A 22486-nucleotide genomic window follows, 5' to 3' on the forward strand; every position below is an offset into this window, starting at 1 on the left:
AAGACATTTCCTTCACCGACTGCCGTGCTTAGATGCCTGAGACTGCGCCGCGCGAGACAGCGAAACACCCATGCCTTCCCCGATCCGCCCTCAGACGCCTTCAACTGTAAAATCATATTGCCGGTTCACCCCGGGCCGAGGACTCGCCTCAGTCGATGGCACAGCGACGCTCGGGCTGACGGGCGTCGAGTTCGAGCTCGACGACAGAAAGCCGCGCCGCATCTGGCGTTACGATCGGCTGAAAGCCGAGGAGCCGATCAGGCCGAATACGATCGATGTGCTTTTGTCGTCCGGCGAAGAGCCGGGCGCCTCGCTCTTCGTCCAAGGCATTCCGTTTGCGGAAGGCTTGCGGGCGCGCGCTCCGCATCTGTCGCAACGTGCCCGGCAGCAGCACCGCCGCCGCGTTTTGATCTCGATCCTGGCGGTTCTTGCGGCTCTCATTGCGGCGGGCGCGGTGCTCAGCTGGAGCCCGGCGAAGTGGGTCGCAAACGCGCTGCCGTTCAGCTGGCGCGAGCGCCTTGGCGATGCCGCGCGCGGCTCGATGACGGTAGGCTACAAGGAGTGTGTGGATCCTGCCGGATTGGCGGCACTCGCGACGTTGACGGAAAGACTTTCAAAAGGCGCTCCAACCGGCACTCCATTCGCCGTACATGTCTACGACTGGTCGCTGATGAATGCGTTCGCCGTTCCCGGCGACGAGATCGTGTTGACCAAGGGCTTGCTCGACAAAGCCCAGAGTCCGGACGAGGTAGCGGGTGTTCTGGCACACGAGATGGGGCACGGAATCGAGCTTCATCCGGAGGCGTCCATCATTCGCAACGTCGGTCTTGGAGCGGCGCTCGAAATCATGGTCGGCGGGACGACCGGCGGTAGTCTTGCCAACGTCGGATTGATGCTGGCGCAGCTCGGTTATTCACGAAGCGCGGAACGCGAAGCCGATCATCACGCGCTCGAATTGCTGAAGGCGGCGGGCATTGCGCCGAAAGGGCTCGGTGATTTCTTCACCCGCATCATGAAGATGGAGAACGAAGAAGGAAGCGGAGGTTCGGGCATGCCGTCGTGGCTACGCACGCACCCCTTGCCCGCCGAGCGGGCGCGTCTTGTGAAGCAGGCTGCCGCCTATCCGGCCACGCCTGCGCTCGACGCACAGTCGTGGGAAAATCTGAAATCGGTGTGCAACAAGACGCGCGACCCTAAGGACTCCGAGACGAAATCCTAGCCGTGGCCCGATGTTGGCCGGAATCGCGTGCTCATCTCGGCCACAAACACTTTGCGATGGTTTCCGCTGCCGATGAAACGACTGGTTCTTCTTGCCGCCCTCTGCATTCTCGCCGCAGCCGCTTACGTCGGCTCGCCATTCGTGACGGCGTGGAGCATTCGCGAAGCGGTACGCAACGGCAATTCCGATTATCTCGCGTCTGCCATCGAGTGGGGCGGCGTGCGACGTACGCTGAAGCCGGCGATCGCGCAGATCGCGCTCAACCTCCCCGACCCCGAGCCGGCGACGGCGGCCAATCAGAGTCTGTGGACGCGCTTCAAGGCGTATTGGGGCCAGGGCATGGTGGACGGCCTCGTGGATAAGTACGTGACGCCCGAGGGGCTACCGCAGCTTTTCACGCTAAGGCAGACTTATCGCAGCTATGTCGCGAGCGACGATGACTCGTCAAACAAGCTGACGCTCGGCGAGCGCATTCAACGCGCCTGGGCCCGCGTCAGGCGCGCGGAATTCACGAGCCTCACCAGTTTCGAGATCGACATGGAAGACAAGTACGATCCGACGCGGTTGTATCTCGGCAAGCTCGAGCTGTTTCCGGCCGGCTGGAAACTGACGGAACTGCGCGTCAAGTTTCTGACGACGGCGAAGAACGCCATCGATAAGTTCACCGATATAAACTGAGCGTTGCCGTGAATGACCGCCGTCGCGGCCGTGAAGATGGGCAGAATGAAATTTCCCTCTCCCCTTGGGGAGAGCGTCAGGGAGAGGGGGACGTGATGACTGCCCCCTCATCCGGCCTCCGGCCACCTTCTCCCCAAGGGGAGAAGGGATTCAAGCCGCGTCGCTGAGGCGTTTCAGCGCCGCCGAGAAGCGTATGATCTCGGCTTCGAGCTCGGCCTTGCGCTCCTTGGCTTCCTCGATCGCTTCCTCTTTCGCGCGCTCGATGAACTGCGGGTTGGAAAGTTTAGCGTCCATCTTGGCGAGATCGCCTTGGGCACCTTCGATCGCTTTCGCGAGGCGGCGCTTTTCGGCATCCATGTCGATAATACCGGCGAGCGGCAGCGCCGCAGTGGTCTCGCCCGCGACGATCAACGCCGCGCCCTTGGGGGCGGCTTCTTCAAATTCGATCTCGTCGACACGAGCGAGCCGCCGCAGGGTCTCGTCGTTGCGCTTGACGCGCTCGCGCGTGACATCATCGGCGCCGACGATAACGAGCGGGATCTTGGCGCCTGCCGGCACGCTCATTTCAGTGCGGACAGAGCGGATCTCGGAGACGAGATTGACGAGCCAGTTTACTTCGTTGACGGCATCGGCCTCGACCAGACCGTCAAGGTTCGGCCATTGGCTGAGGCACAGAAGCGTATCGCGCTTGACGCCGTACTCGACCATGTGCGCCCACAGCTCTTCGGTAATGAACGGCATGAACGGGTGCAGCATCTTCAGGATCTGGTCGAGCGTCCAAGCCGTGACTGCGCGCGTCTCGGCCTTCGCCTCTTCCTCGTCGCCCGCGAGCAGCGGCTTTATCAGCTCGAGATACCAGTCGCAGAACTGGCCCCAGACGAAATCGTAGATCGCGGCGGCGGCTTCGTTGAACTTATAGGCTTCGAGAGCTGTGGTGACGGCCTTGGCGGTCAGCTCGGTTTCGCCGATGATCCATTTGTTGAATGTCTGCGAAGCGGTTCTTGGATCGAAGCCGCGAACGCGCACGCATTCGTTCATTTCGGCGAAGCGCGAAGCATTCCAGAGCTTGGTCGCGAAATTGCGGTAACCTTCGACGCGCGACTTTGCGAGCTTGATGTCACGGCCCTGCGCGGCCATCGCGGCGAGCGTGAAGCGCAACGCGTCGGCGCCGAACTCGTCGATCAAAACGAGCGGGTCCATGACGTTGCCCTTGGATTTCGACATCTTCTGCCCCTTCTCGTCGCGGACGAGGGCATGGATGTAGACGTCCTTGAATGGCACCTCCTTCATGAAGTGAAGGCCCATCATCATCATGCGGGCGACCCAGAAGAAGATGATGTCGAAACCGGTGACGAGGACGGACGTCGGGTAATAGCGCTCGAGCTCCGGCGTATCGTCGGGCCAGCCGAGCGTCGAGAACGGCCACAGCGCGGATGAGAACCACGTGTCGAGGACGTCGGGATCGCGGGTGATCGCAACGTCGTTGCCGTAATGTTTTTGCGCGAGTGCTTGGGCTTCTTCTTCGGTTGTGGCGACGAAGAACTTACCGTCCGGACCGTACCACGCCGGGATCTGATGGCCCCACCAGAGCTGGCGCGAGATGCACCAAGGCTGGATGTTGCGCATCCACTCGAAGTAGGTCTTTTCCCAGTTTTTCGGTACAAAAATGGTCTTGCCGTCCTCGACGGCGGCGACGGCGTTCTTCGCCAACTCGCCGGCATTGACGTACCACTGGTCCGTCAGCCACGGCTCGATGACGACGCCGGAACGGTCGCCGTGCGGAACGGTGTGGCCCGTCGGCTCGATCTTTTCGAGCAGGCCCAGCGCGTCGATATCGGAAACGACTTTTTTGCGCGCGTCGAAGCGGTCAAGACCGCGATAGGCTTCCGGAGCCTCGTCGTTGATCTTGCCGAAGGCGTCGAGAATGTTGATCTGCGCGAGGTTGTGACGCTTGCCGACTTCGAAGTCGTTGAAGTCGTGCGCGGGCGTAATCTTCACCGCGCCGGTGCCCTTCTCGGGATCGGAATATTCGTCGGCGACGATCGGGATTTCGCGACCCACGAGCGGCAGCTTCACTTTCGCACCGGCTTTGATCAGCGCCGCATAGCGCTCATCATCGGGATGAACCGCGACGCCCGTATCTCCGAGCATCGTTTCGGGCCGCGTGGTGGCGACGACGATGTAATCCTTGTCGTAACCCCGCACCTTCGCGCTAAGCGGGTAGCGGAAATAATACATGTGCCCGCTCGGGTCCTTGGCGAGCACCTTCGCCAACGCCGTCGCGTCGAACGGCTCGCCGCTGTCTTTCGACCACGAGAATTTTCCGCGCGCTTCGACCTGCACGACTTCGAGATCGGAAATTGCCGTCTGGAACTTCGGGTCCCAGTTGACAAGGCGCTTGTCCTTGTAGATCAGCCCCTCGTTGTAGAGCTGCACGAAGACCTTGATGACGGCTTTCGACAGACCTTCGTCCATCGTGAAGCGTTCGCGCGACCAGTCGCACGAGGCGCCAAGACGCTTCAGCTGCGTGACGATGGTGCCGCCGCTTTCCTCTTTCCATTCCCAGACTCGGCGCAGAAATTCCTCGCGGCCGAGTTCGCGGCGCGAGGGTTGTTTATCCGCGGCGAGCTTGCGCTCGACGACCATCTGGGTCGCAATGCCGGCGTGATCGGTTCCCGGCTGCCACAGCACATCGCGGCCCCGCATACGCTCGAAACGGACGAGGATATCCTGAAGCGTATTGTTGAGGGCGTGCCCCATGTGGAGCGAGCCCGTGACGTTCGGCGGCGGGATGACGATGGAATAGGCGGCGTTCTTGCCGCCCGATGCCGAATGTCCGGCCCTGAAGGCGCCGGCCTTCTCCCATTCGGAATTGATACGCGGCTCGATGTCGGCCGGTCGGAAGGTCTTTTCAAGCATGGGAGGGAGCGTCGGTTTTCAGCTGCTGGCCGTTAATCGTGGACCCCGGTCGTAAGACCGACCTTTGCCAGCTGTCAACCTTAGCTCCCTTCTATCCCGTCATGGCGGATCGTACTGACGCGTTATCCGCGAACCGGTCCGACGTGGCCGCCGGGACGCGGTATGCCGGTCTCGGTCAGAAGCGCCTTTTCGACAATTTTAGGCATGTTTTCAGACAGCCACTGGCGGAGAATGGGCCGCAGGAGCTGCGCCGCGGCATCTTCGACGGTCGGCTCTTCGGGCGCGAACGACTGTTCGGGCAGTCTCGGCGGGTAAGCGAATGCCGGTTGCACAGGCGGCGGAGCGGCGGCAACTGGCGGCGGTTCAGGCTGGGGCTGCGGTGGCGCCGAGCTCATGCGGCTCATTCGCGTGTCGAAGAATGTCGGCATGTTGCGCATCAGGCTGTCATTCTCGGCCGAGATCTTTTCGGCGGCAATCGAGGAGTCTTCCCTCGGCGGTTCCTCGCGGCCGACCGGCGGCGGTTCAAGCATGCGGCCGTGAATGGGCTCGAATGGAATGACGGTACGCGACCGATCGCGCTCTGATGGTGCAGTTGTTGCCAATGCTTCACTCAGCCTCCCGAGTAGATTGGGTCTTACGGAGGTCGGCTGCGCCGTGGTCTTGAAGATCGCCGGCAGCTCGAAATCCGCAGCTTCTTCCGCAATGGCGCTTCGTGCACGCAACGCCGTGACGCGCACTTCGCGCTTCTCGCTTTCGAACATCGGAGCCCGATCGGCAATGCTGGTGCGGATCGAGGCCAGGATGTCTTCGACGTCGTGTCTTGCTCCGTTAATCTGTGTCATGACGCATCCTCTTCTGCGTACAAACTTCAAATCGCAGAACCGCGTCGGCAGCCCCGTTGTTGCCCCTCCGGTTCGTCGTGCCCGGGCCAAAGATGACTCGCCGCAACGCGTGCGCCTGCCCCGGTGACGTTACGGGCGGCCGTTGTTCGTATTGTCGGACGATGGCGGCCCCCCGCAGGAACCGACGCTAACCGCGGGTCGCGGCAACCGTGTGGCGAACGCAACGAGCAAGAAAAAATTGTTGCGGAGACAGAAATTCAAAGAGCGCGTATCGCCGCGCTCATATCACTGCATTTTGCAAAACGGAGATTGGACCGCCGATCAACGTGCTATTCGTGCGGGCTCTTTTGACCCGGCAGGAGACGCTCGGACATTTCGCGGCGAAGGGCGCGCTCGACGATCTTCGGCATATTCTCGGCAAGCCACGTTTTGAGCAGCGGACGGAGAAGATCCGCGACGGCGTCTTCCATGGCGCGATCGTGGGCCATGTCAGATGTGGTGGCCGGCAGCGAAGAATGAAGCACGGTTTCGTCATGCCCGCCGCTGCTCACCGGCGGCTCTGCCGGGCGCTGCGAGGAGCCAGACGGGCTCGACGGCGAAGCTTCGGCGGCGGGTGAAAATGTCTCCAGTGCGCTCGGCGGCGGAGGCGGCGCGGGCTGGAAGGCATTCGAGAGCGGTTCGAGCTTTCTGGTCGGTCCGAGGGTTCCGGAAACGCTCGGGATCGCGAACGGCTGCTGAAATCTCGACGCCGGTGCTTCCGGCTCCGATTTCGGCGGCCGTGCGGCGTCCGGCGAGATTGACCCATAGGCGGTGCCTGGGCGAGGCGCGCTTGCGGACGGCTTCGAAATGACGGGCTCGAATGGCGGCACATAAGGCGCGCCGTTGGTCGCAGGACTTATTTCAGCGAAGCTTGCCTCGATCGGAGGCGCCGGACGCGTGGGTTCGACGGCCGGCGCAGCAGCGAGCGGCGGCTGTGACGGCGCGGGTTCGGAGACAGGAGACTGCGGCGCGGCGGACACCGGCCGTGCCGGCTCGGCCTTCGCCGCAAACGGCGACGGGCCCAAATCGAACGCAAACGGATCGCTGCTTTCGGCAGGAGACTTGTCGTCATCGGCGGCCTTGGCCGAAGCAGGCTTCGGCTCTTCGGCCTTCGGACGGCCTTGACGGAGCGCATTGAGGTCTTCGCTCAGAAGCTCGCTCAGTTGGGCTTCGATGCTTTGCGCATCGGACTTGGCAATGGCCCCGGATTCGACTTTCAGAACGGCAGGCGCCTGCGCATCGACGACCGGCAGCGCGTCTTCGACCGCTACCACTTCGACCGTCTCCAACGAGACGGTTTCGATCGTGTTGTCGTCGGTCGGGACCGCATCTGCGCGCGTAGCGGCTGGGCCCGTCGAAGGTGAGGCTTCGCGCTCGACCTGCGGCGCGGCTTCTTTGGCCGACGGGGACAGCTGGGGCTCGCGCGACCGCAACTCGTCCTTCGATCGAAGCGGCTCGCGGGCCGGGCCTATATCCCTCTCGCGAAATGTCGGAGACGGCCTGCCGAAAGACGATGTCTCTTCGCGCGGCTGAAGGCGCGAGGATGGTGCAGGATTGTCCAACCGGCTGCTGGCCGAACGCGGGGAGACCGGCGCGATCGCATCCTTCGGCAACTCGGGCTCGGGCTGAGAGGATTTCAGAAAGGCTTCGCGGGACATGAAGCCGCGCTGCGGCGCAGGTGAAGGCGTCGACTGAGGGGCGACCGGTCTTGAGGATGGCGAATAAGGCGTACCAGGCCGCGGCGGCGTCGCCGGCGCCCTCATGCCTGATGAATCCTCGGCAATGATCTTGCGGATCGAGGCGAGGATCTCCTCCATGCTTGGCTCAGCGTTGGATTCAAGTCTCGACATACCTTACCTTTTTCGCAACTGAGCCGCCTGCAACCGAGGCGTACGCGATCCTGCTGCACCACAAAGCCACGCTTTGTCCCGAATCAACATGCGCGCCGGGAATAGCCAATATGGTGGCAGGTTGCGGAAAAACCGCAACAATCTCACGACAAGTTATCCCCGGAGAGCGGCACTCTCAAGGCGGCGCGGAGCCGCTGGAATTTAAAATGCCGCGATCGCGATTAATCTTGTCTGCGACGGAGCGAAGCCTTTTTTCGACTATTTGACGGGCGTGACGTCAATGTGTTCCTGGCGGCCGTCGTCGTGGGTGATGTCGATGCCCCACCACTTGTTGCGGACGTCCTGATAATGCACCTCGGGATTATAGACCGCAGTTGCAGCGCCGACTTCGGATACGCTGAGACGTCCGATCGCCGATACTAAGGTATAAGATGCGACGAGGATGTTGCGCTTCGTCGTCTCGAGGTTGACCTGTGACTGCAGCAATTCCTGCTGCGCGTTCAAGACGTCGAGAACGGTGCGCTGACCCACACGCTCTTCTTCGCGGACGCCGTTCAAGGCCGTGGTGTTGGCGACGATAGAGGCCTTGTCCGAGTCGGACTGGGCCTTGAAACCGACGAGCTGCGACCAAGCCTGAACGACCTGCGACTGGGCGGAGGCGCGCTCAACCTCAATCGTCTGCAGCGCTGCGATGTGATTGTGCTTGGCTTGGCGGACCTGGGCGAAGATTTCACCGCCGCTGGCGTAGAGCGGGACTTTGACGCTGGCGACGATAGACGCCGACGTACCTTGGTCGATACCTTCGGACGAGTCATACTGATCGGTGTAATTGCCTTCAAGCTGCGCCTGAGGCAGCAACTGGCCCTTGATCTGATCGACCGTGAAACGCGCGGCCTGCTCGTTGTAGAGCGCATTGACTACGATCGGGTTTTCTTTGGTGCCAATAGCAACCGCGTCTTCCAGTGAGCGCGGCACCAATTTGGTATTCGGGTTCGCCTCGACCAGTTTCGAGGGCGGATGACCGATGACCTGCTCGTAGATGGCGCGGCTCGACTTGAGGTTGGCACGGGCCTGATCGAGGTCGGACTGGCCAAGCGCGCGGCGGGCTTCGGACTGGGCGACGTCGGTTTTAGTCACCTCGCCGACCGCGAACCGGTCGCGCTGCGCTTTGAGTTCAGCGTCGAGGAACTTGAGGTTGTTCTCGTTCAGCTTGACGATTGCCTGATCGCGAGTCACGTCGCCGAAAGCTGTAACGGCGTCGAGCAGAACCCCCTGCTCCGTACCACGCAGCGTTTCACGTCCGGCACGATCGTTTGCTTCAGCGGCGTTCACAGCGTTCGTGACCTGGAAGCCAGTGAACAGAGGCTGGACGATATCGAACGCGTAGCCGCGTGGCGAGCCGACTGAATGACCTGACTGCCCCGGAATTGGCGAGACGGTTCCGATCCTCTGGCGGCCAACGTTGGCGCTGGCATTGATGTCCGGCCGATAACCCGCATTGGCGCGCGCAATATCTTCGTCGCGTGCGCGCTGCTGTGCGCGGGCGGCGTCGAGCGTGGGACTATATTGGTAGGCCGCGGCTAAAGCGTCGATCAGTGTTTCAGCACTCGCTTTTGCCGAGAACACCGAACACACGGCCAGAGCCGCCACCGTCGCCAGAAAAGGGCGCCGAGCGGCACGCACACCGCGACGGGACGATGAATTTGAATTCGTCTTAGCCAATGTGTGCACCTGCATTCTGCCCGCTATCCCCGAACAATGCGAGCAGACCCCCATCTGAATCCGTGTAGCCGATTTCGAATCCGCCCGACTAACCGGTTTCCCCTTCGTATACGCACCGACTTACGTATGGCTGTATTTCAGTCACGCCAATGCCGCTTCAAGCTTTTGTTCGAAAGCGTTGCAGAAACTGCACTTTCCTAGCGCCTTCAAACTCGTAATGGTGGAACAATCCTGCGCGATTGCCTGTCATCTCCGCCGAAAAACCGCGACGTGTACCCAATCTGCATCAGGTAAATTCCTCAGAAGACGAAGGCCGGGCGGGTCTCCGTAAAACCAGGCAGCGGCAATGCCGTCGCCTGAAACGACTCGCGGCGCGCAAAGATGCCGTCTCGCTGCTTGTGAAGCTCGATGGCGTGGCCGACGCGATCGCTCGTATCGATTGCCACCAAGCGTCCGCCGTCGCGAAGCTGGGCCTTCAGGCTGTCGGGCACCTGCTCGACGCCTCCTTCGACAACAATAATGTCGTAGGGGGCGGACTGCGGCCAACCGGACGCCGCAGAACCCACGACGGCGACGACATTGTTCAGTGGGCTCGCATTGAATGCCGTGCGCGCCAGATCAGCAGTCGCCTCGTCCGGCAGCAGCGCCGTGACTTTGGCCGCCAGCTGGGCGACGATCGCGGCAGCATATCCAGCCTCGCTGATGACAAGGACGCTGTCGCTGTCAGCGATCTCGGCCAGTTGTATCAGTCTCGCCAGCACGCACGGTGCCAGCACCTCGCGTCCCGGAACAATCGTCAGGATTTGATCGCTGTAGGCGAAGTTTGCCAACCGAGCAGGAAGAAAGGCTTCGCGCGGAATGACGGTCATCGCGGCCGTGATCCGCCGGTCCGTCACATCGCTTGGACGGATCTGGCTTTCAACCATGTTCTTACGTTGCAAAGCGGCGTTCGTCATCCACCCGTCTCCGCGCGAAAATTTTTGCGTCGTCTATATATCTGGTACGTGATGCGCGCGCGATGGGGAAGCGGTCGCATGTGGATGCTTTGCCACGCTTACGAACTGAACTTGCTGACCGATTTGGATTGCGCCGACATGCTTGGCCATGACCTCACGGGCGCCGCGCTCGCGCATGCCGGGACGCCACTCCCGGCAAGTCGCAAGATCCCACCCGGGACGGCTTGTAAGAGGCGCGGTGACTGTGTTAGACGGCCCGTTCGATCGACCGGCCGGCCCCCTTCCTTCACTGTGATTTTCACAGGTCGGGCCAGCGTGTTGGGCGGCCGAGATGTTAAGTCGAGACTTGGGGCCACGTGGCGGAGTGGTGACGCAGCGGACTGCAAATCCGCGTACGCCGGTTCAATTCCGGCCGTGGCCTCCAGCGTGCTTCCACTTGTCGCCGACGGGCGGCTTGGAGACATTGAAGAAAATCGATGTTGGGCACTCGCCAGCGCGGACTCGTTCTGCTATGCGGGGCCCTTTCCGGGTTCCGGCCCGGTATTCCGCGGTAGCTCAGTGGTAGAGCGTCCGACTGTTAATCGGATGGTCGTAGGTTCGAGCCCTACCCGCGGAGCCAAAAATCCCCGACTTTTTCTGTGACTAGAGATTGCACGCGATCCAATCGGCGGCGGTAATGCCGCTTTGCCAGGCGCCAAGGGCGGTCGAAAAGTCCCTTGGCGAACAGGCTTCGCCGGCGAAGCACAAACGCTCACTCACCGGCTTGGCAAGCGCGCTGCGGGCGGCGGCATGGCCCGGGAGAGCGTGGCTGTAGGATCCGCCGATCGTGGGCTCGTGGCCCCAACGCGTGAACGCCGCAAACTTGAAACCGCGCACAACGTCCGATCCGAGAAGTTCGCGTAACTCGCCAAGAACGAATGACTCGGCCGCGGAGCTGCCAGCGTTTTCCAATTCGCGCGCGAGCTTGCCGCCGAGATAGCACTCGATCACGGGCCTGCCGAACGGGCGGATGTAGTGGCTGGCAGTGCCTGCGCGATCGAGCCTACCGATAAAATGCGTTTCGGCGGGGATGGCTTGGGGATCGGCCATCGACAAAAAGACCTTGTCGGCGATCCCGAGCGGCAAAAGGCTGGCGGCGTGGAAATGATCATCGATGGCAGGTGAAAAGCGGATTGCGCCGCTCGCAAGCACCGTCGTCGAGACCGTGACGATGGCGGCTTTGGCCCGGATTGTTCCGCGGCTTGTTTCGAGCTCGACCTCTCGGCCATGGGAGATACGTGTAACGCTTGTTTCAATGGACGCCGGCACGTCAGCGCCCAATTTCGAGATCAGCGTGCCGTAGCCGCGTTCGAGCCGCCAGTTGTTGTCGCTTGCGGCATCGTCATATGTCAGGAAGTCGCGCGCGGAGAGATTGTCGGTTTCGGTGCCGTTGATGAAGCTGCTCAACGCATCGACGTAGCCGCGACAAGGATCGCCTTCGGCAAAGACATCCGCGGCGCGATCACTGGGCGGCGGCTCGTCGTGCAGCTTCTGCACGAAGCGCTCATAGGAATTCCAAGCGCGCTGGCGGTCTTCGGCGACGTAGATCAAATTTGGCGACTGCTTCTGCCAGGCGCTCTCCCCGCGATCGACGATAAAACCGTTGCGCTCGGCCAATGCCGTCAGCGGATTGCGCTCGGCCGAATGCAACCACTCGCAGCCGAAATCGACAGGCACGCCGTTGAGGGTTTCGGTTCGCGCCCGGCCGCCGAGGCGTGGAAGGGCCTCGATCAGCAGCACCGATTTTCCGCGTTCGATGAGACTTCGTGCTGCAGCAATGCCCGCCGCGCCACCGCCGATCACGGCGACGTCTAACCGATCCATATCGCCCCGCGTAACGCTCGACCCCATGCCAAGCCGCATTTGGAAGGCTGAAGGTGGTTAGCGATGCGAAGATTGTCAAATCGCGCCACGGCCTGCCATATTGTATACTAAAAATGTATATAAATGACGAGCTCGCGCGGTCTTTCCAGCGAGACGACCTTTCGTTATATTCGTTCGGCTATATCGAATCCGCGAGATTTCCATGTTCGTACGTCAGATGAGCTATCTGGTCGCGCTCGCGCGCGAGAAGCACTTCACGCGCGCGGCGGAGAAATGCCACGTGACGCAGTCGACGCTTTCAGCGGGTCTCAAGGCTCTGGAACGTGAACTCGACATGCGTCTGGTCTTGCGCGGACCACGCTTTATGGGTCTGACGCCCGAAGGCGAACGCGTGGTGGCATGGGCGTCTCAGATTATTTCCGATTATGAAAATTTGCGCCAGGACGTCGCCGGGCTGCGCGAGGGCCTGAAAGGCACGCTACGTCTCGGCGTCATACCGGCCGCAACGCCCGCGGTGGCGAAACTCACATCACCGTTCTGCGCGAAGTATCCAGGCATCACTGTTGATGTCTTCTCGATGACGTCGTCCGAAATCCAGTCGGGCATCGATAAGTTCGAACTCGATGCTGGGCTGACGTATCTCGAGAACGAGCCATTGACCAACGTGCGCAAGACGCCGCTTTACCGCGAACAGTATCTGCTTGTTACACACGTCGACAGCCCGTTCGCGCAAAGCACCGTCGTGCCGTGGAAAGACGCCGTCAGCGAAAATCTCTGCCTGCTCAATGAGAGCATGCAGAACAGGCGCGTTCTGAACAAGCTCGCCGCATCGCTGGGGCTTAAGCTTGCGCCGACCGTGACGTCGAACTCCTACCTCGCCATCTGCTCGCATGTTTGCAGCGGGGAATGGTCGAGCATCATCCCACACACGTTTGCGTATATCTTCAGCGGGTGCAAAGAACTGGCGCTGGTCGAACTTATCGAGCCAAGGCACAGCCAGGCGATTGGGCTTGTCGTGTCGGATCGCGATCCGCTCTCGCCGCTCGCGCATGCACTCATTCGGTGCGCGGCACGGCTCAGCCAGGACGATCTCTTCATTCCGGCGCTCGCCATGCACTGATCGACGATATCGATCAGCCGAGAAATCTCATTCGTTTGACCATTCTGCCCTCGAAGTCGAGAACTCGCGTGCTTGGCCGAGGAGAGAGCTTTCAATAGCCACCATCCAAGCGAGGAAGCGCTAAGAGGAGCGATGCAGCGGCTTAACTAGCCGGCGCCATCTCGCCTCACCGACACCATTGTCAGTCGTTCGGACCTCCGGACGAAGCGCCTTCTCATGACCTTATCGATAGAGGAATTCGAGATGGCAAAAATCGTATTGGTACTCTACGACGATCCGGTGAGCGGGTATCCGAAAACTTATGCCCGCGACGATATCCCTAAGATCACCAAGTATCCCGACGGGCAGACGGCGCCGACTCCGCATGCCATCGACTTCAAGCCCGGCACCCTGCTCGGCAGCGTTTCAGGCGAACTCGGCCTGCGCAAATATCTCGAAAGCAACGGGCACACGCTGGTCGTGACGTCATCGAAGGACGGCGCGGGTTCGCAGCTCGATAAAGAGCTGCCGGATGCCGAAATCGTCATCTCGCAGCCGTTCTGGCCGGCGTACATGACGGCGGAGCGCATCGCGAAGGCGCCGAAGCTGAAAATGATCGTGACGGCCGGCATCGGTTCGGATCATACCGACCTCCAGGCAGCGATGGATCGCGGCATCACCGTCGCGGAAGTCACGTATTGCAACTCGAACAGCGTCGCCGAGCACGTCGTCATGCAGATGCTCTCGCTCGTTCGCAACTACATCCCGTCGTACAACTGGGTGATTAAAGGCGGCTGGAATATCGCCGACTGCGTCGAGCGCTCGTACGACATCGAAGGAATGCACGTCGGCACGGTGGCGGCGGGACGTATCGGCCTGCGCGTGCTTCGGCTGCTGAAGCCGTTCGACGTCCATCTCCATTACATGGATCGTCATAAGCTTCCCGATGCGGTCGAGAAGGAACTGAACCTCACGCATCACACCAGCCTCGAAAGCCTGACGAAGGTTTGCGATGTCGTGACGCTCAACTGCCCGCTGCATCCGGAAACGGAGCACATGATCAACGACAAGTCGCTCAAGAACTTCAAGCGCGGCGCGTATCTGGTGAACACGGCACGCGGCAAGCTCTGCGATCGCGACGCGATCGTGCGCGCGCTCGAATCCGGCCAACTCGCGGGCTACGCCGGCGACGTGTGGTTCCCGCAGCCGCCGCCGCAGGATCACCCGTGGCGGACGATGCCGCATCACGGCATGACCCCGCATATTTCCGGCACGTCGCTGTCGGCGCAGACGCGTTATGCTGCCGGAACGCGCGAAATTCTCGAGTGCTATTTCGAAAGCCGGCCGATCCGCAACGAGTACCTCATCGTACAGGGCGGCAAGCTCGCGGGCGTCGGCGCGCATTCCTACAGCGCGGGTAACGCGACCGGTGGTTCGGAAGAAGCGGCCAAGTTCAAGAAGAGCTAAGATCAGATCAGGGGCGGGAGCGCTGCACTCGGCGCTCCCGCATTTTTTCAGGAGAAGTATCGATGCGGCGTGAAGAGCTGACCGAGAAAATTCTCGACATCAAGCGCGCAAATGGCTGGACCTGGAAGCACATCACATCCGAGATCGGCGGCATGTCTCCGGTTCTTATCGTCGGCGCCCTGCTTGGACAGATGAAGCTCGTCAAGCCGCTTGCGAAGAAGGCGGCGCAGCTTTTCGGATTGAGCGAAGCCGAAGAGCACATGCTGAACGAAGTTCCCTATCGCGGCACGCCGATGCCGCCGACCGATCCACTGCTCTATCGCTTCTACGAACTCGTGATGGTCAACGGGCCGGCGTGGAAAGCGCTGATCGAGGAGGAATTCGGCGACGGCATCATGTCGGCGATCGACTTCGACATGGAGATCGAGCGGCTGCCACATGCCAAGGGCGACCGCGTGAGGCTCACCATGTCAGGCAAGTTCCTGCCCTATAAATATTATGGGAACGAACAGGGCATCGCGGAAACGGGCCTGAAAGAAGACTGATACGGCGCTTCTGCTCCCTGCAGCGCCGTCTCGCCGTGTGGGCTAATGCTCACAAATGAACGCAGTCGCGCTCCGGCCATGGGCTATGCGACGTTGGTCGCAGATTTCATCCCGACATCCGCTTTCTACTGCTGCCGGTGGCGCGTGATTGCCACACTCTCGTTACAAGCGCCCACCGCACGAACATTGAGGTTGTACTGCCACTGGTCAGATGCAGTATCGGGAGGGTCCCGCCTGAGAACGGGCACTATGCTTTGCCGGGACGGGCACTACCGAAAAGGGGAAACACGGCATGAGGAAACTGCTTTCGTTCATTGCGCTTAGCTGCGCGATGGCCTTGGCTTTTGGCGCCTCTGCGCCGAGCGCGCGAGCCGGCGCTCTCACGAACGGCGTCCTGGCTATCAAGGTCGATCAGGCCAATCTCGTGGAAAAGGCCGGGTATCGCTGCTGGTGGCGAAACGGATACCGGCACTGCGGTTACAGGAACGGCTGGCGGCATGGCTATGGCTGGCGCCATCGTTACGGTTGGCGACACCGCTATGGCTACGGCTGGCGGCACCGGTACTGGCGGCACCGCTATTACGCGCGCCACAATTATCCGTATCGCCGCCACTACTACTACAATTCCTACTATCGTCCTCGCTCACCGGCCTACGGCTACTGCATCGGCCTGTGCTGGTGGTGAACTCCTGAAACGATACGAAAGCGCCGGGACATGTTTCCGGTGCTTTCATTTTTTGAGCGGTCCGATGCGCGCCGATCTTTTCGAGCGAGGCTTGGCAATTGCAATCGGGGCCATTCGATGGCTCAGCATGATGCCATCGGAGCGGCGTGGATCCTGAGCGGGCAATGATTTCAATATGATAGAGCACGCACGCGATCGGCGCCGAAGGCCTTGACGACGGACGCGGCGCATCTTCCAATGCTGCAGTGCAGAACTTGCGCGCACGGGGGAACTTCTGATGGCTTTCGTGAAGGGAATGTTCGTGTCTGGAGACGCGAGGGAAGGTTTGCGAATTCTGCTTGGATTAGGCGCGCTCGTCTTGGGAGCCGTCGTATGCCTCGGCGGTGGAAATGCGTCGGCAAACGAGAGCGTCTACGGGGGCTTCGGGCCTGAAGGTTTGCGCATGCGCGAACAGCTTTGGATCCTGCCGAGCGGCGAAGACGGCCGTGCACTCCGCGCCACGCTTTTCCGGCCCGCCGCCGATCCGAAAGACCCGAACAAACAATTCCCGCTGGTGGTGATCAATCACGGCACGGACGAGTTCACGCGTCTCGCCGTGTCGATGCCGGTCTACTATTGGCTGTCGCGCTGGTTCGTGGAGCGTGGATACGCAGTCGTCCTGCCGCAACGGCGCGGGCACGGCGCGACTGGCGGCAGCCTTTCGGAAGCCGTCGGTACCTGTGCCAATCCCGATCATTACGTCTCCGGAAACATCGCCGCCGACGATATTGCGGCGACAATCAATTACATGACCGCGCAGCCCTTCATCGCCAAACACGGCACGATCGTCGCCGGCATCTCGACCGGCGGATGGGCATCGCTCGCTGTTGCAGCGCGCAACCTTCCGCAGGTGGAAGCCATCGTGAATTTCGCGGGCGGTCGCGGTGGGCATGCTTACGGGCAGCCGAATGCGATCTGCGGCGAAGGCGATCTTCTCTCGGCGGCGCACCTTTATGGTGAGAAAGCGCGGGAACCGACGATCTGGTTTTACGCCAACAACGACAGCTATTTCGGCCCTGATCTGGCGGCAAAGCTGGCACAAGCCTGGAGCATCGGCGGTGGCAATGTCGAGGAGCACATTCTGCCCTCGTATGGGACAGACGGACACACGATCGCGGACGACCGACAGGGCTGGGACATCTGGGGTCCAAGTCTCGACCGCTTTCTGACTGCCGTGCGCGGCAGCAAAGTGCAGGTTGCAGCCGGGCCTTCAGGACAGCCGACGGCGGCTTTGGAGACGTCGGCGATTGCAACAACGGGTGCAACGCGCTAGCGCCTTCAGAATGTAGAAGCTCACGGCGAAAGCCGCGACGCATTGATCTGGCGCTATCGACAAGACCCTCTCCTCGATTTAGCCTGATTAAAAATTCTTGCCTGCGAAGAGCGCCAATCAGCGCAAAGCGTAGCAACCATGCGGAATGGCACGACGTTGATTGAAGCGCGGCGACAAATTTCAGGTCCGGTAAAATCAAACCATGGCCGCTAGACCACGAAGCCCGGTTGTTTCGGCTCTTGCGGTTGCGATGAGAGATTTGGGGCTCGGGTCGTCGACCGTACTCCGTATCGGCTTTCTCGCGCCGCTCACCGGACCACTCAAGGCTTGGGCGGTTCCCGGACTTAACGGCAGCCTCATTTGGATCGAACGCATCAACGCCGCCGGCGGTTTGAAGGTCGGCAGTCGCCGCTACATGCTCGAACTGGTGCAATACGACACGCGCTACGAGCCGGAACGGGCGATTTAAGGCGCCAAACAGCTCATCGTCGAGGACGGCGTCAAGCTGCTCCTGATGATCGGCGGCAACGATCTCACTACCGACGTCCGCAGGCTCATCAAGCAGCACCGGATGCTGGTCGCCACGCTGCTGCCGAGCGATCTGTCGCCCGACGCGCCGACACTGGTGGCCCCCAGTGAAGTGCATCCGATCTATAACGTGACGGGCGTTGAGTGGCTGAAGCGGACAGATCCTGGCGTCAAGACCGCAGCACTCTGCGCGCAGCGCGATCTTCTCGGCCTGCCGTCCGTTGCAACCTACAGAGCTGCGTTCGAGGCCGCCGGCATCGAGCTTGTATCCGAGTGCCTGTTCGAGCCCGATACGACCGATTTCGGTCCGATCGTCGAAGAGCTGATGGCGAAGAAGCCCGACGTCCTCTGTTGGGATACGGCTTACGAGCCATTCGTTCACGCCCTGACGATCGAAGCCTTCAAGCGCGGATTTAAAGGGCGGCTGCTGTCGTGCACGTGCGACAACTATCAAGAACTCATCCGGCGCACGAGCCTCGAGTTCATGGAGGGGTTCGTCTTTCAGTTTCCCGACTTCGACGATCCCCGCCTCAACGACGGCCACATCAATTTCGAAGATCCCGGCGACTTCTACGGTGAGTTCTGTCGCCGCTTTCCTGGCACGTGGAGCGCTGTGTCATGGGAATATGCTTCTACGCTCGAACTCTGGAGGCTGGCCGTGCAGCGCGCGCGGACGTTCGAGCCCTTCTCGGTGCTCGCGGCGATGAAGGTCGGCGGCATCGGGCAGCACGCTTTCGGCGAAGCCCGGTGGTGGGGGAAAGACCTGTTCGGCATCGACAATGCGCTGGTCGGAGACTGGCCGGTCGTCACGATCGTCAACGGCAAGGCGCGCATTCAGGAATTCGGATCGATCGCCCATTGGTGGTCGCAGCACCGCTCGATTTTGCTCAAGCACATGCGCGCGCTGAACCTGATGTGGGATCAGCGCGAACACCTCGCGGCGTCGGCGGAAACGATGGAACGGCTGACGGCTCAGGATTCGTAGATCATCTCGTCGTGGGAATTGGCGACGTAAAGCTTGATGATCTCGACCGCCGTTTCGACATTGCGACGCTCGATCGCCTCGTAAAGAGACCGGAACAGAAGCTGTATGCTCTTGATCTTGGCGGGCGTCAGCACTTGGCGGCGCGCGGCTGCCCACTGCGGGTGACGCCGGACCTCGTGCAGGATGGCGCACATTGCCTCGACGAGCGCATTGTGTGTGCCGCGGGCGATCGTCATCATGAATTCTTCTTCGAGTGCGGCGAAGACATCCGACTCAGTGACGATCGCTTCCAGACGCTGAATCTGGCCATGCAGATCGGCGATATCGCGCGTCGACATATAGATCGTGGCGAGGCGCGTCATTTCGGGCACGAGAATTGAACTGGCAATGTTCATCGCGAACGGAGACGCCGTTTCGGCGAGCTGATCGACGTTGAGGTATGGCGATGAGCGCTGCGCGGCTCCCGCGTTTGCCCGCTGCTTCCTTTGATGCGAAACAAACGTGCCGCTGCCGGGGCGGCGCGAGACGATGCCGTAGACGGACAGGAATTCGAGCGCTTGCCGTATCGTTGCGCGGCTGTCGCCGAATTCCTCAGCCAAATCGCGTTCGGCGGGGATGCGCGTTCCAAAGGGAAACTCGCCGGAAGCGATGCGCGCGAAGATCCGCGTCGCGATCTCTTTCACTCTCAACGTAACGAGCGGGTGACGAGAGACATCGTCGATCCACGGCGGCGTTTCGATTTCGGAGATATCATTCATCATTCAAACTCGAGCTTAAGGCGGCCTCGTCGCGGATGCCGGCTGTCTCCGCCTTGAAAGGTAAGCCGGTGGCGATAATGGCGGGGACAAGAAGAACAGTGAGGGGTATTGCGTACTCCAGTTGCGCGCATTCCTCCGAGAACGCCGCAGCCAACGAAGGCTGTCGCGCAACAATGTCGGCGTGCTTGGCGGCGTATATGTCTCTGACGTCCGAGCGTTTGCCAGGGCCGTTGGCGCATGCCAGCAATCGCACTTCGGCAGATGCGGCACCCAGTATTTCGGTGAGTTCGATCTCCAGCGCACTCGCGTTGCCGCCCGCAACGACGGCTGGGATTTGCGCAGATGAGACCATCGCGCGATTGAAACGCGTGATCGCGAGGCCGGCCTGCGCGAGGCGGCGATAGTGCTGCCGGCGCGCTTTCGTCAACGCGTCGGGGAGCTTTGCCGCGAGGCGAAAGTGAAACGACGAACTGGCACCGGTGATCGGAACGTCGAGGGTTTCGATGGCCGCGAGAACCCGATGCCAACATTCGCATGCCGAGTGCAGCCATCGCGCTGCCTCTTGCTCATTGCCCAAAAGCACGTGCGCGGCGCCCACGTTCGACCGGCTTGATGCCCGCAACGGATCAAACAGAAGGTCTTCGACTGGCAGGCGAGCGTCGGCGGCGAGCCAGCAGCCTGCGGCCTGCCGACGGTCGCCTCGCGCCAGCTCAGCGAAGCCGCGAACGGTCGATTCCACCCATGATTTCTGCGGCTTGGCGGCGGACACGGTTCTCAATTCCGATTGCGAAAGTCGCACTGCATCTCATTCAACAACCTGACTAATCGCTCTTTCTGAACCAAAATGCAACCACATTAGACCAATTTTACCCAATGTAGTTTCGCATCTGCGATAGGGTTCATAAGCGCCAATTAGATCGATGGAATTTGCGTTTTGTGCCTGCGAAATAATCAAGTCTGGTTTCCTGTTGGTGATTTTTTTGACTTGCGAGTAATTCGTCTTCCCCTAACATGGCCGACGTTGGGCGATTGCGGTAATTTCTGGTTTAAATTGGTTTCCGGCGTAATTTCATCCGGTTGCTTATGACCAGCGCCATGCCCGACGGCAGATCGCCGCGCTTACGGCATCGAACGATAGGGTTCCGCGGGGCCCGTCATCGAGACCGGGGGCGCATGAATTTTCATCACCGATCAGGCTCATCGGGAGAGAACATGGCAACGGAAACGGGAACGCTGACTGCGGACGGGCGAAGCGCCTCGTCCGGCGAACTTATCAGAGCGATCGATTGGAAGGGTGCTTTCTGGGTCGCCAGTGGCGTCCCCGCACTCGTTCTGTTTTCGATCGGTGGCATAGCCGGAACCGCGGGCAAGCTCGCCTTCGTCGTCTGGACGATCTCGATGATCATGGGCTTTCTGCAATCGTTCACCTATGCCGAGATCGCCGGTCTCTTCCCGAACAAGTCGGGCGGCGCCTCGATCTATGGCGCGACTGCGTGGCTTCGCTATTCGAAGTTGATCGCGCCTCTCTCCGTCTGGTGCAACTGGTTCGCTTGGTCGCCGGTGCTCTCGCTCGGCTGCGCCATCGCTGCCGGCTATATTCTGAATGCCGTGGCGCCGATCCCGGTCTTCACTGACAAGTCGCCTGAGGTCATCGCCTGGCTCGCCGATCCGGCGAACGCGGGCAAGGCTGCCGCCGACGCGATCACCGCCGTTACTGCGGTGCACACGCCGGCCATTCAGTCGTTCAACGCCTTTAGCGTTGCAATTCCGGGCCTCGGAACGCTGAACTTCAACTCCACCTTCTTCATTGGCGCCGCTTTGATGCTTATTGTCTTCGCGATCCAGCATCGCGGCATTCTGGGCACCGCCAACGCTCAGAAGTGGATCGGCCTTCTCGTCATCATCCCGATGTTGATCGTGGGTATCGTGCCGCTATTCAACGGCGGCTTCCACGCGGCGAACGTCGCCGGGCCATATCTACCGGGCGTCGGCGATAACGTCGGATGGACGGCGTTCTTCGGCGCCATGTTCATCGCCGCGTGGTCGACGTATGGCTTCGAGACCGCCGTTTGCTACACAAGCGAGTTCCGGAATCCGAAGACGGATACCTTCAAGGCCATCTTCTATTCGGGCCTTCTCTGCCTGCTGCTCTATATCCTGGTGCCCTTCACGTTCCAGGGCGTCTTGGGCGTCGACGGCATGAAAGACCCGGGCATCGTCGCCGGCACGGGCGTCGCGGACGCGATGGCCAACATGGTCGCCAGCGGCAATCTGATCATCAAGGAGATCTTCGTCGGCCTGATGATTATGGCCCTAGTCCTCGCCATCATGACGGCGATGGCCGGCTCCTCACGCACGCTCTACCAGGGCTCCGTCGACGGCTGGCTCCCGAAGTATCTGAGCTATACCAACTCGCACGGCGCACCGACCCGCGCCATGTGGACGGACCTCGCGTTCAACCTCTTCCTGCTCGCGATCGCCTCCGACTCGGCCGGCTACTTCTTCATCCTCGCCGTGTCGAACGTCGGCTACATAATCTTCAACTTCCTGAACCTCAACGCCGGCTGGATGCATCGTGTCGACAGCGGCGCCATCGAGCGTCCCTATAAGGCGCCGACTTGGCTGATCGGCCTGAACACGATCCTGGCGTTCGTCAATGCCCTGTTCATGGGCGCCGGCGCTAAAGTCTGGGGCTATTCGAACGCGCTCTGGGTCGGCTTTGCCTTCGCTGCGCTGATCATCCCGGTCTTCGCCTTCCGGCACTACGTGCAGGACAAAGGCCAGTTCCCGGCAAATGCGCTCGAAGACATCGGCCTGACCGGACAGGATCTCGGCGTGCGCAAGGCCGGCATACTGCCGTACTTGGCGCTTCTCCTAGGCCTCGCCATCGTGCTCGTTGCCAATTGGCTCTTCCAGCTGCCACCTGCCTAGGCGGACGACGACGAACCGGAGCGGTAGATAAATGCCGCTCCGGTTCGCATATCTCTATTTTCGGCGCTCGCGCCTCAGGGGCCGCATC

16 protein-coding genes, 2 tRNA genes and 1 pseudogene are annotated in these 22486 nt (G+C 61.0%); 11 read left to right on the plus strand and 8 right to left on the minus strand.

The genetic code is table 11. The features are described 5' to 3' along the window. Nucleotides 1-70 precede the first annotated feature (70 nt). Nucleotides 71-1219, plus strand: coding sequence for a M48 family metallopeptidase (locus tag QM780_RS07970; RefSeq protein ID WP_415069941.1), 1149 nt, complete (start codon nucleotides 71-73; stop codon nucleotides 1217-1219). Between the two features lie 72 nt (nucleotides 1220-1291). Beyond that, on the plus strand, nucleotides 1292-1897 hold the full coding sequence (locus tag QM780_RS07975) for a DUF2939 domain-containing protein (protein WP_415069942.1): 606 nt from the start codon (nucleotides 1292-1294) through the stop codon (nucleotides 1895-1897). 150 nt (nucleotides 1898-2047) lie between these two features. Here the strand turns inward: QM780_RS07975 and QM780_RS07980 are convergent, their stop codons facing one another. The 5 genes from QM780_RS07980 to QM780_RS08000 form a co-directional block, all read right to left on the minus strand. Continuing rightward, nucleotides 2048-4816, minus strand: a complete 2769-nt coding sequence (locus QM780_RS07980; protein WP_415069943.1) for a valine--tRNA ligase — start codon at nucleotides 4814-4816, stop codon at nucleotides 2048-2050. A 122-nt stretch (nucleotides 4817-4938) separates the two neighbouring features. After that, complete coding sequence (locus QM780_RS07985; protein ID WP_415069944.1) at nucleotides 4939-5658, minus strand: DUF2497 domain-containing protein; 720 nt, start codon at nucleotides 5656-5658, stop codon at nucleotides 4939-4941. Nucleotides 5659-5987: 329 nt separating this feature from the next. Then, nucleotides 5988-7547, minus strand: a complete 1560-nt coding sequence (locus QM780_RS07990) for a DUF2497 domain-containing protein (protein WP_415069945.1) — start codon at nucleotides 7545-7547, stop codon at nucleotides 5988-5990. 258 nt (nucleotides 7548-7805) lie between these two features. Next, a complete protein-coding gene (locus QM780_RS07995; protein WP_415069946.1) occupies nucleotides 7806-9284 on the minus strand; it encodes a TolC family outer membrane protein in 1479 nt (492 codons plus the stop codon). Nucleotides 9285-9568: 284 nt separating this feature from the next. Next, nucleotides 9569-10225: a protein-L-isoaspartate O-methyltransferase family protein gene (locus tag QM780_RS08000; RefSeq protein WP_415069947.1), complete on the minus strand. Its 657-nt coding sequence runs from the start codon at nucleotides 10223-10225 to the stop codon at nucleotides 9569-9571. Between the two features lie 350 nt (nucleotides 10226-10575). Between QM780_RS08000 and QM780_RS08005 the strand changes: the two genes are divergently transcribed. Continuing rightward, nucleotides 10576-10649 (plus strand) — tRNA-Cys (locus QM780_RS08005). 120 nt (nucleotides 10650-10769) lie between these two features. Continuing rightward, nucleotides 10770-10844, plus strand: a tRNA-Asn gene (locus QM780_RS08010). 23 nt (nucleotides 10845-10867) lie between these two features. Here the strand turns inward: QM780_RS08010 and QM780_RS08015 are convergent. After that, a complete protein-coding gene (locus QM780_RS08015) occupies nucleotides 10868-12088 on the minus strand; it encodes a flavin monoamine oxidase family protein (protein ID WP_415069948.1) in 1221 nt (406 codons plus the stop codon). 202 nt (nucleotides 12089-12290) lie between these two features. Between QM780_RS08015 and QM780_RS08020 the strand changes: the two genes are divergently transcribed. The 6 genes and pseudogenes from QM780_RS08020 to QM780_RS08045 all read left to right on the plus strand — a co-directional run bounded on the left by QM780_RS08020 (nucleotide 12291) and on the right by QM780_RS08045 (nucleotide 18709). Further along, nucleotides 12291-13208, plus strand: coding sequence for a LysR family transcriptional regulator (locus tag QM780_RS08020; RefSeq protein WP_415069949.1), 918 nt, complete (start codon nucleotides 12291-12293; stop codon nucleotides 13206-13208). A 243-nt stretch (nucleotides 13209-13451) separates the two neighbouring features. Next, nucleotides 13452-14654: an NAD-dependent formate dehydrogenase gene (locus QM780_RS08025; RefSeq protein WP_415071988.1), complete on the plus strand. Its 1203-nt coding sequence runs from the start codon at nucleotides 13452-13454 to the stop codon at nucleotides 14652-14654. Between the two features lie 62 nt (nucleotides 14655-14716). Beyond that, the gene (gene cynS / locus QM780_RS08030; protein ID WP_415069950.1) at nucleotides 14717-15199 is read left to right on the plus strand and encodes a cyanase; all 483 of its coding nucleotides are present in this window, start codon (nucleotides 14717-14719) and stop codon (nucleotides 15197-15199) included. A 292-nt stretch (nucleotides 15200-15491) separates the two neighbouring features. Then, the gene (locus QM780_RS08035; protein ID WP_415069951.1) at nucleotides 15492-15884 is read left to right on the plus strand and encodes a hypothetical protein; all 393 of its coding nucleotides are present in this window, start codon (nucleotides 15492-15494) and stop codon (nucleotides 15882-15884) included. 277 nt (nucleotides 15885-16161) lie between these two features. After that, a complete protein-coding gene (locus QM780_RS08040; protein ID WP_415069952.1) occupies nucleotides 16162-17196 on the plus strand; it encodes a dienelactone hydrolase family protein in 1035 nt (344 codons plus the stop codon). A gap of 250 nt (nucleotides 17197-17446) precedes the next feature. Beyond that, nucleotides 17447-18709, plus strand: a pseudogene (locus QM780_RS08045) (ABC transporter substrate-binding protein). On the opposite strand, the gene QM780_RS08050 reads toward QM780_RS08045, so the two are convergent. Together QM780_RS08050 and QM780_RS08055 are read right to left on the minus strand one after the other, a co-directional pair. Then, a complete protein-coding gene (locus QM780_RS08050; protein WP_415069953.1) occupies nucleotides 18697-19470 on the minus strand; it encodes a FadR/GntR family transcriptional regulator in 774 nt (257 codons plus the stop codon). The pseudogene QM780_RS08045 and the gene QM780_RS08050 overlap by 13 nt on opposite strands. After that, the gene (locus QM780_RS08055) at nucleotides 19460-20236 is read right to left on the minus strand and encodes a hypothetical protein (protein WP_415069954.1); all 777 of its coding nucleotides are present in this window, start codon (nucleotides 20234-20236) and stop codon (nucleotides 19460-19462) included. Before QM780_RS08055 ends, QM780_RS08050 begins: the two co-directional genes overlap by 11 nt. Nucleotides 20237-20679: 443 nt before the next feature. Here QM780_RS08055 and QM780_RS08060 point away from each other — a divergent pair, with 443 nt between their 5' ends. Further along, complete coding sequence (locus tag QM780_RS08060; protein WP_415069955.1) at nucleotides 20680-22398, plus strand: APC family permease; 1719 nt, start codon at nucleotides 20680-20682, stop codon at nucleotides 22396-22398. Nucleotides 22399-22486: the final 88 nt, after the last annotated feature.

It is taken from the genome of Hyphomicrobium sp., assembly GCF_047600905.1.
Classification (GTDB): domain Bacteria; phylum Pseudomonadota; class Alphaproteobacteria; order Rhizobiales; family Hyphomicrobiaceae; genus Hyphomicrobium_B.

Coding starts and splice junctions, on each gene's coding strand:
- cynS (WP_415069950.1), top strand. CDS start 14,717: ATGCGGCGTGAAGAGCTGACCGAGAAAATTCTCGACATCAAGCGCGCA.
- QM780_RS08050 (WP_415069953.1), bottom strand. CDS start 19,470: ATGATGAATGATATCTCCGAAATCGAAACGCCGCCGTGGATCGACGAT.
- QM780_RS08020 (WP_415069949.1), top strand. CDS start 12,291: ATGTTCGTACGTCAGATGAGCTATCTGGTCGCGCTCGCGCGCGAGAAG.
- QM780_RS07995 (WP_415069946.1), bottom strand. CDS start 9,284: ATGCAGGTGCACACATTGGCTAAGACGAATTCAAATTCATCGTCCCGT.
- QM780_RS08040 (WP_415069952.1), top strand. CDS start 16,162: ATGGCTTTCGTGAAGGGAATGTTCGTGTCTGGAGACGCGAGGGAAGGT.
- QM780_RS07970 (WP_415069941.1), top strand. CDS start 71: ATGCCTTCCCCGATCCGCCCTCAGACGCCTTCAACTGTAAAATCATAT.
- QM780_RS07975 (WP_415069942.1), top strand. CDS start 1,292: ATGAAACGACTGGTTCTTCTTGCCGCCCTCTGCATTCTCGCCGCAGCC.
- QM780_RS07980 (WP_415069943.1), bottom strand. CDS start 4,816: ATGCTTGAAAAGACCTTCCGACCGGCCGACATCGAGCCGCGTATCAAT.
- QM780_RS08060 (WP_415069955.1), top strand. CDS start 20,680: ATGGCAACGGAAACGGGAACGCTGACTGCGGACGGGCGAAGCGCCTCG.
- QM780_RS08035 (WP_415069951.1), top strand. CDS start 15,492: ATGAGGAAACTGCTTTCGTTCATTGCGCTTAGCTGCGCGATGGCCTTG.
- QM780_RS07985 (WP_415069944.1), bottom strand. CDS start 5,658: ATGACACAGATTAACGGAGCAAGACACGACGTCGAAGACATCCTGGCC.
- QM780_RS08025 (WP_415071988.1), top strand. CDS start 13,452: ATGGCAAAAATCGTATTGGTACTCTACGACGATCCGGTGAGCGGGTAT.
- QM780_RS07990 (WP_415069945.1), bottom strand. CDS start 7,547: ATGTCGAGACTTGAATCCAACGCTGAGCCAAGCATGGAGGAGATCCTC.
- QM780_RS08000 (WP_415069947.1), bottom strand. CDS start 10,225: ATGACGAACGCCGCTTTGCAACGTAAGAACATGGTTGAAAGCCAGATC.
- QM780_RS08015 (WP_415069948.1), bottom strand. CDS start 12,088: ATGGATCGGTTAGACGTCGCCGTGATCGGCGGTGGCGCGGCGGGCATT.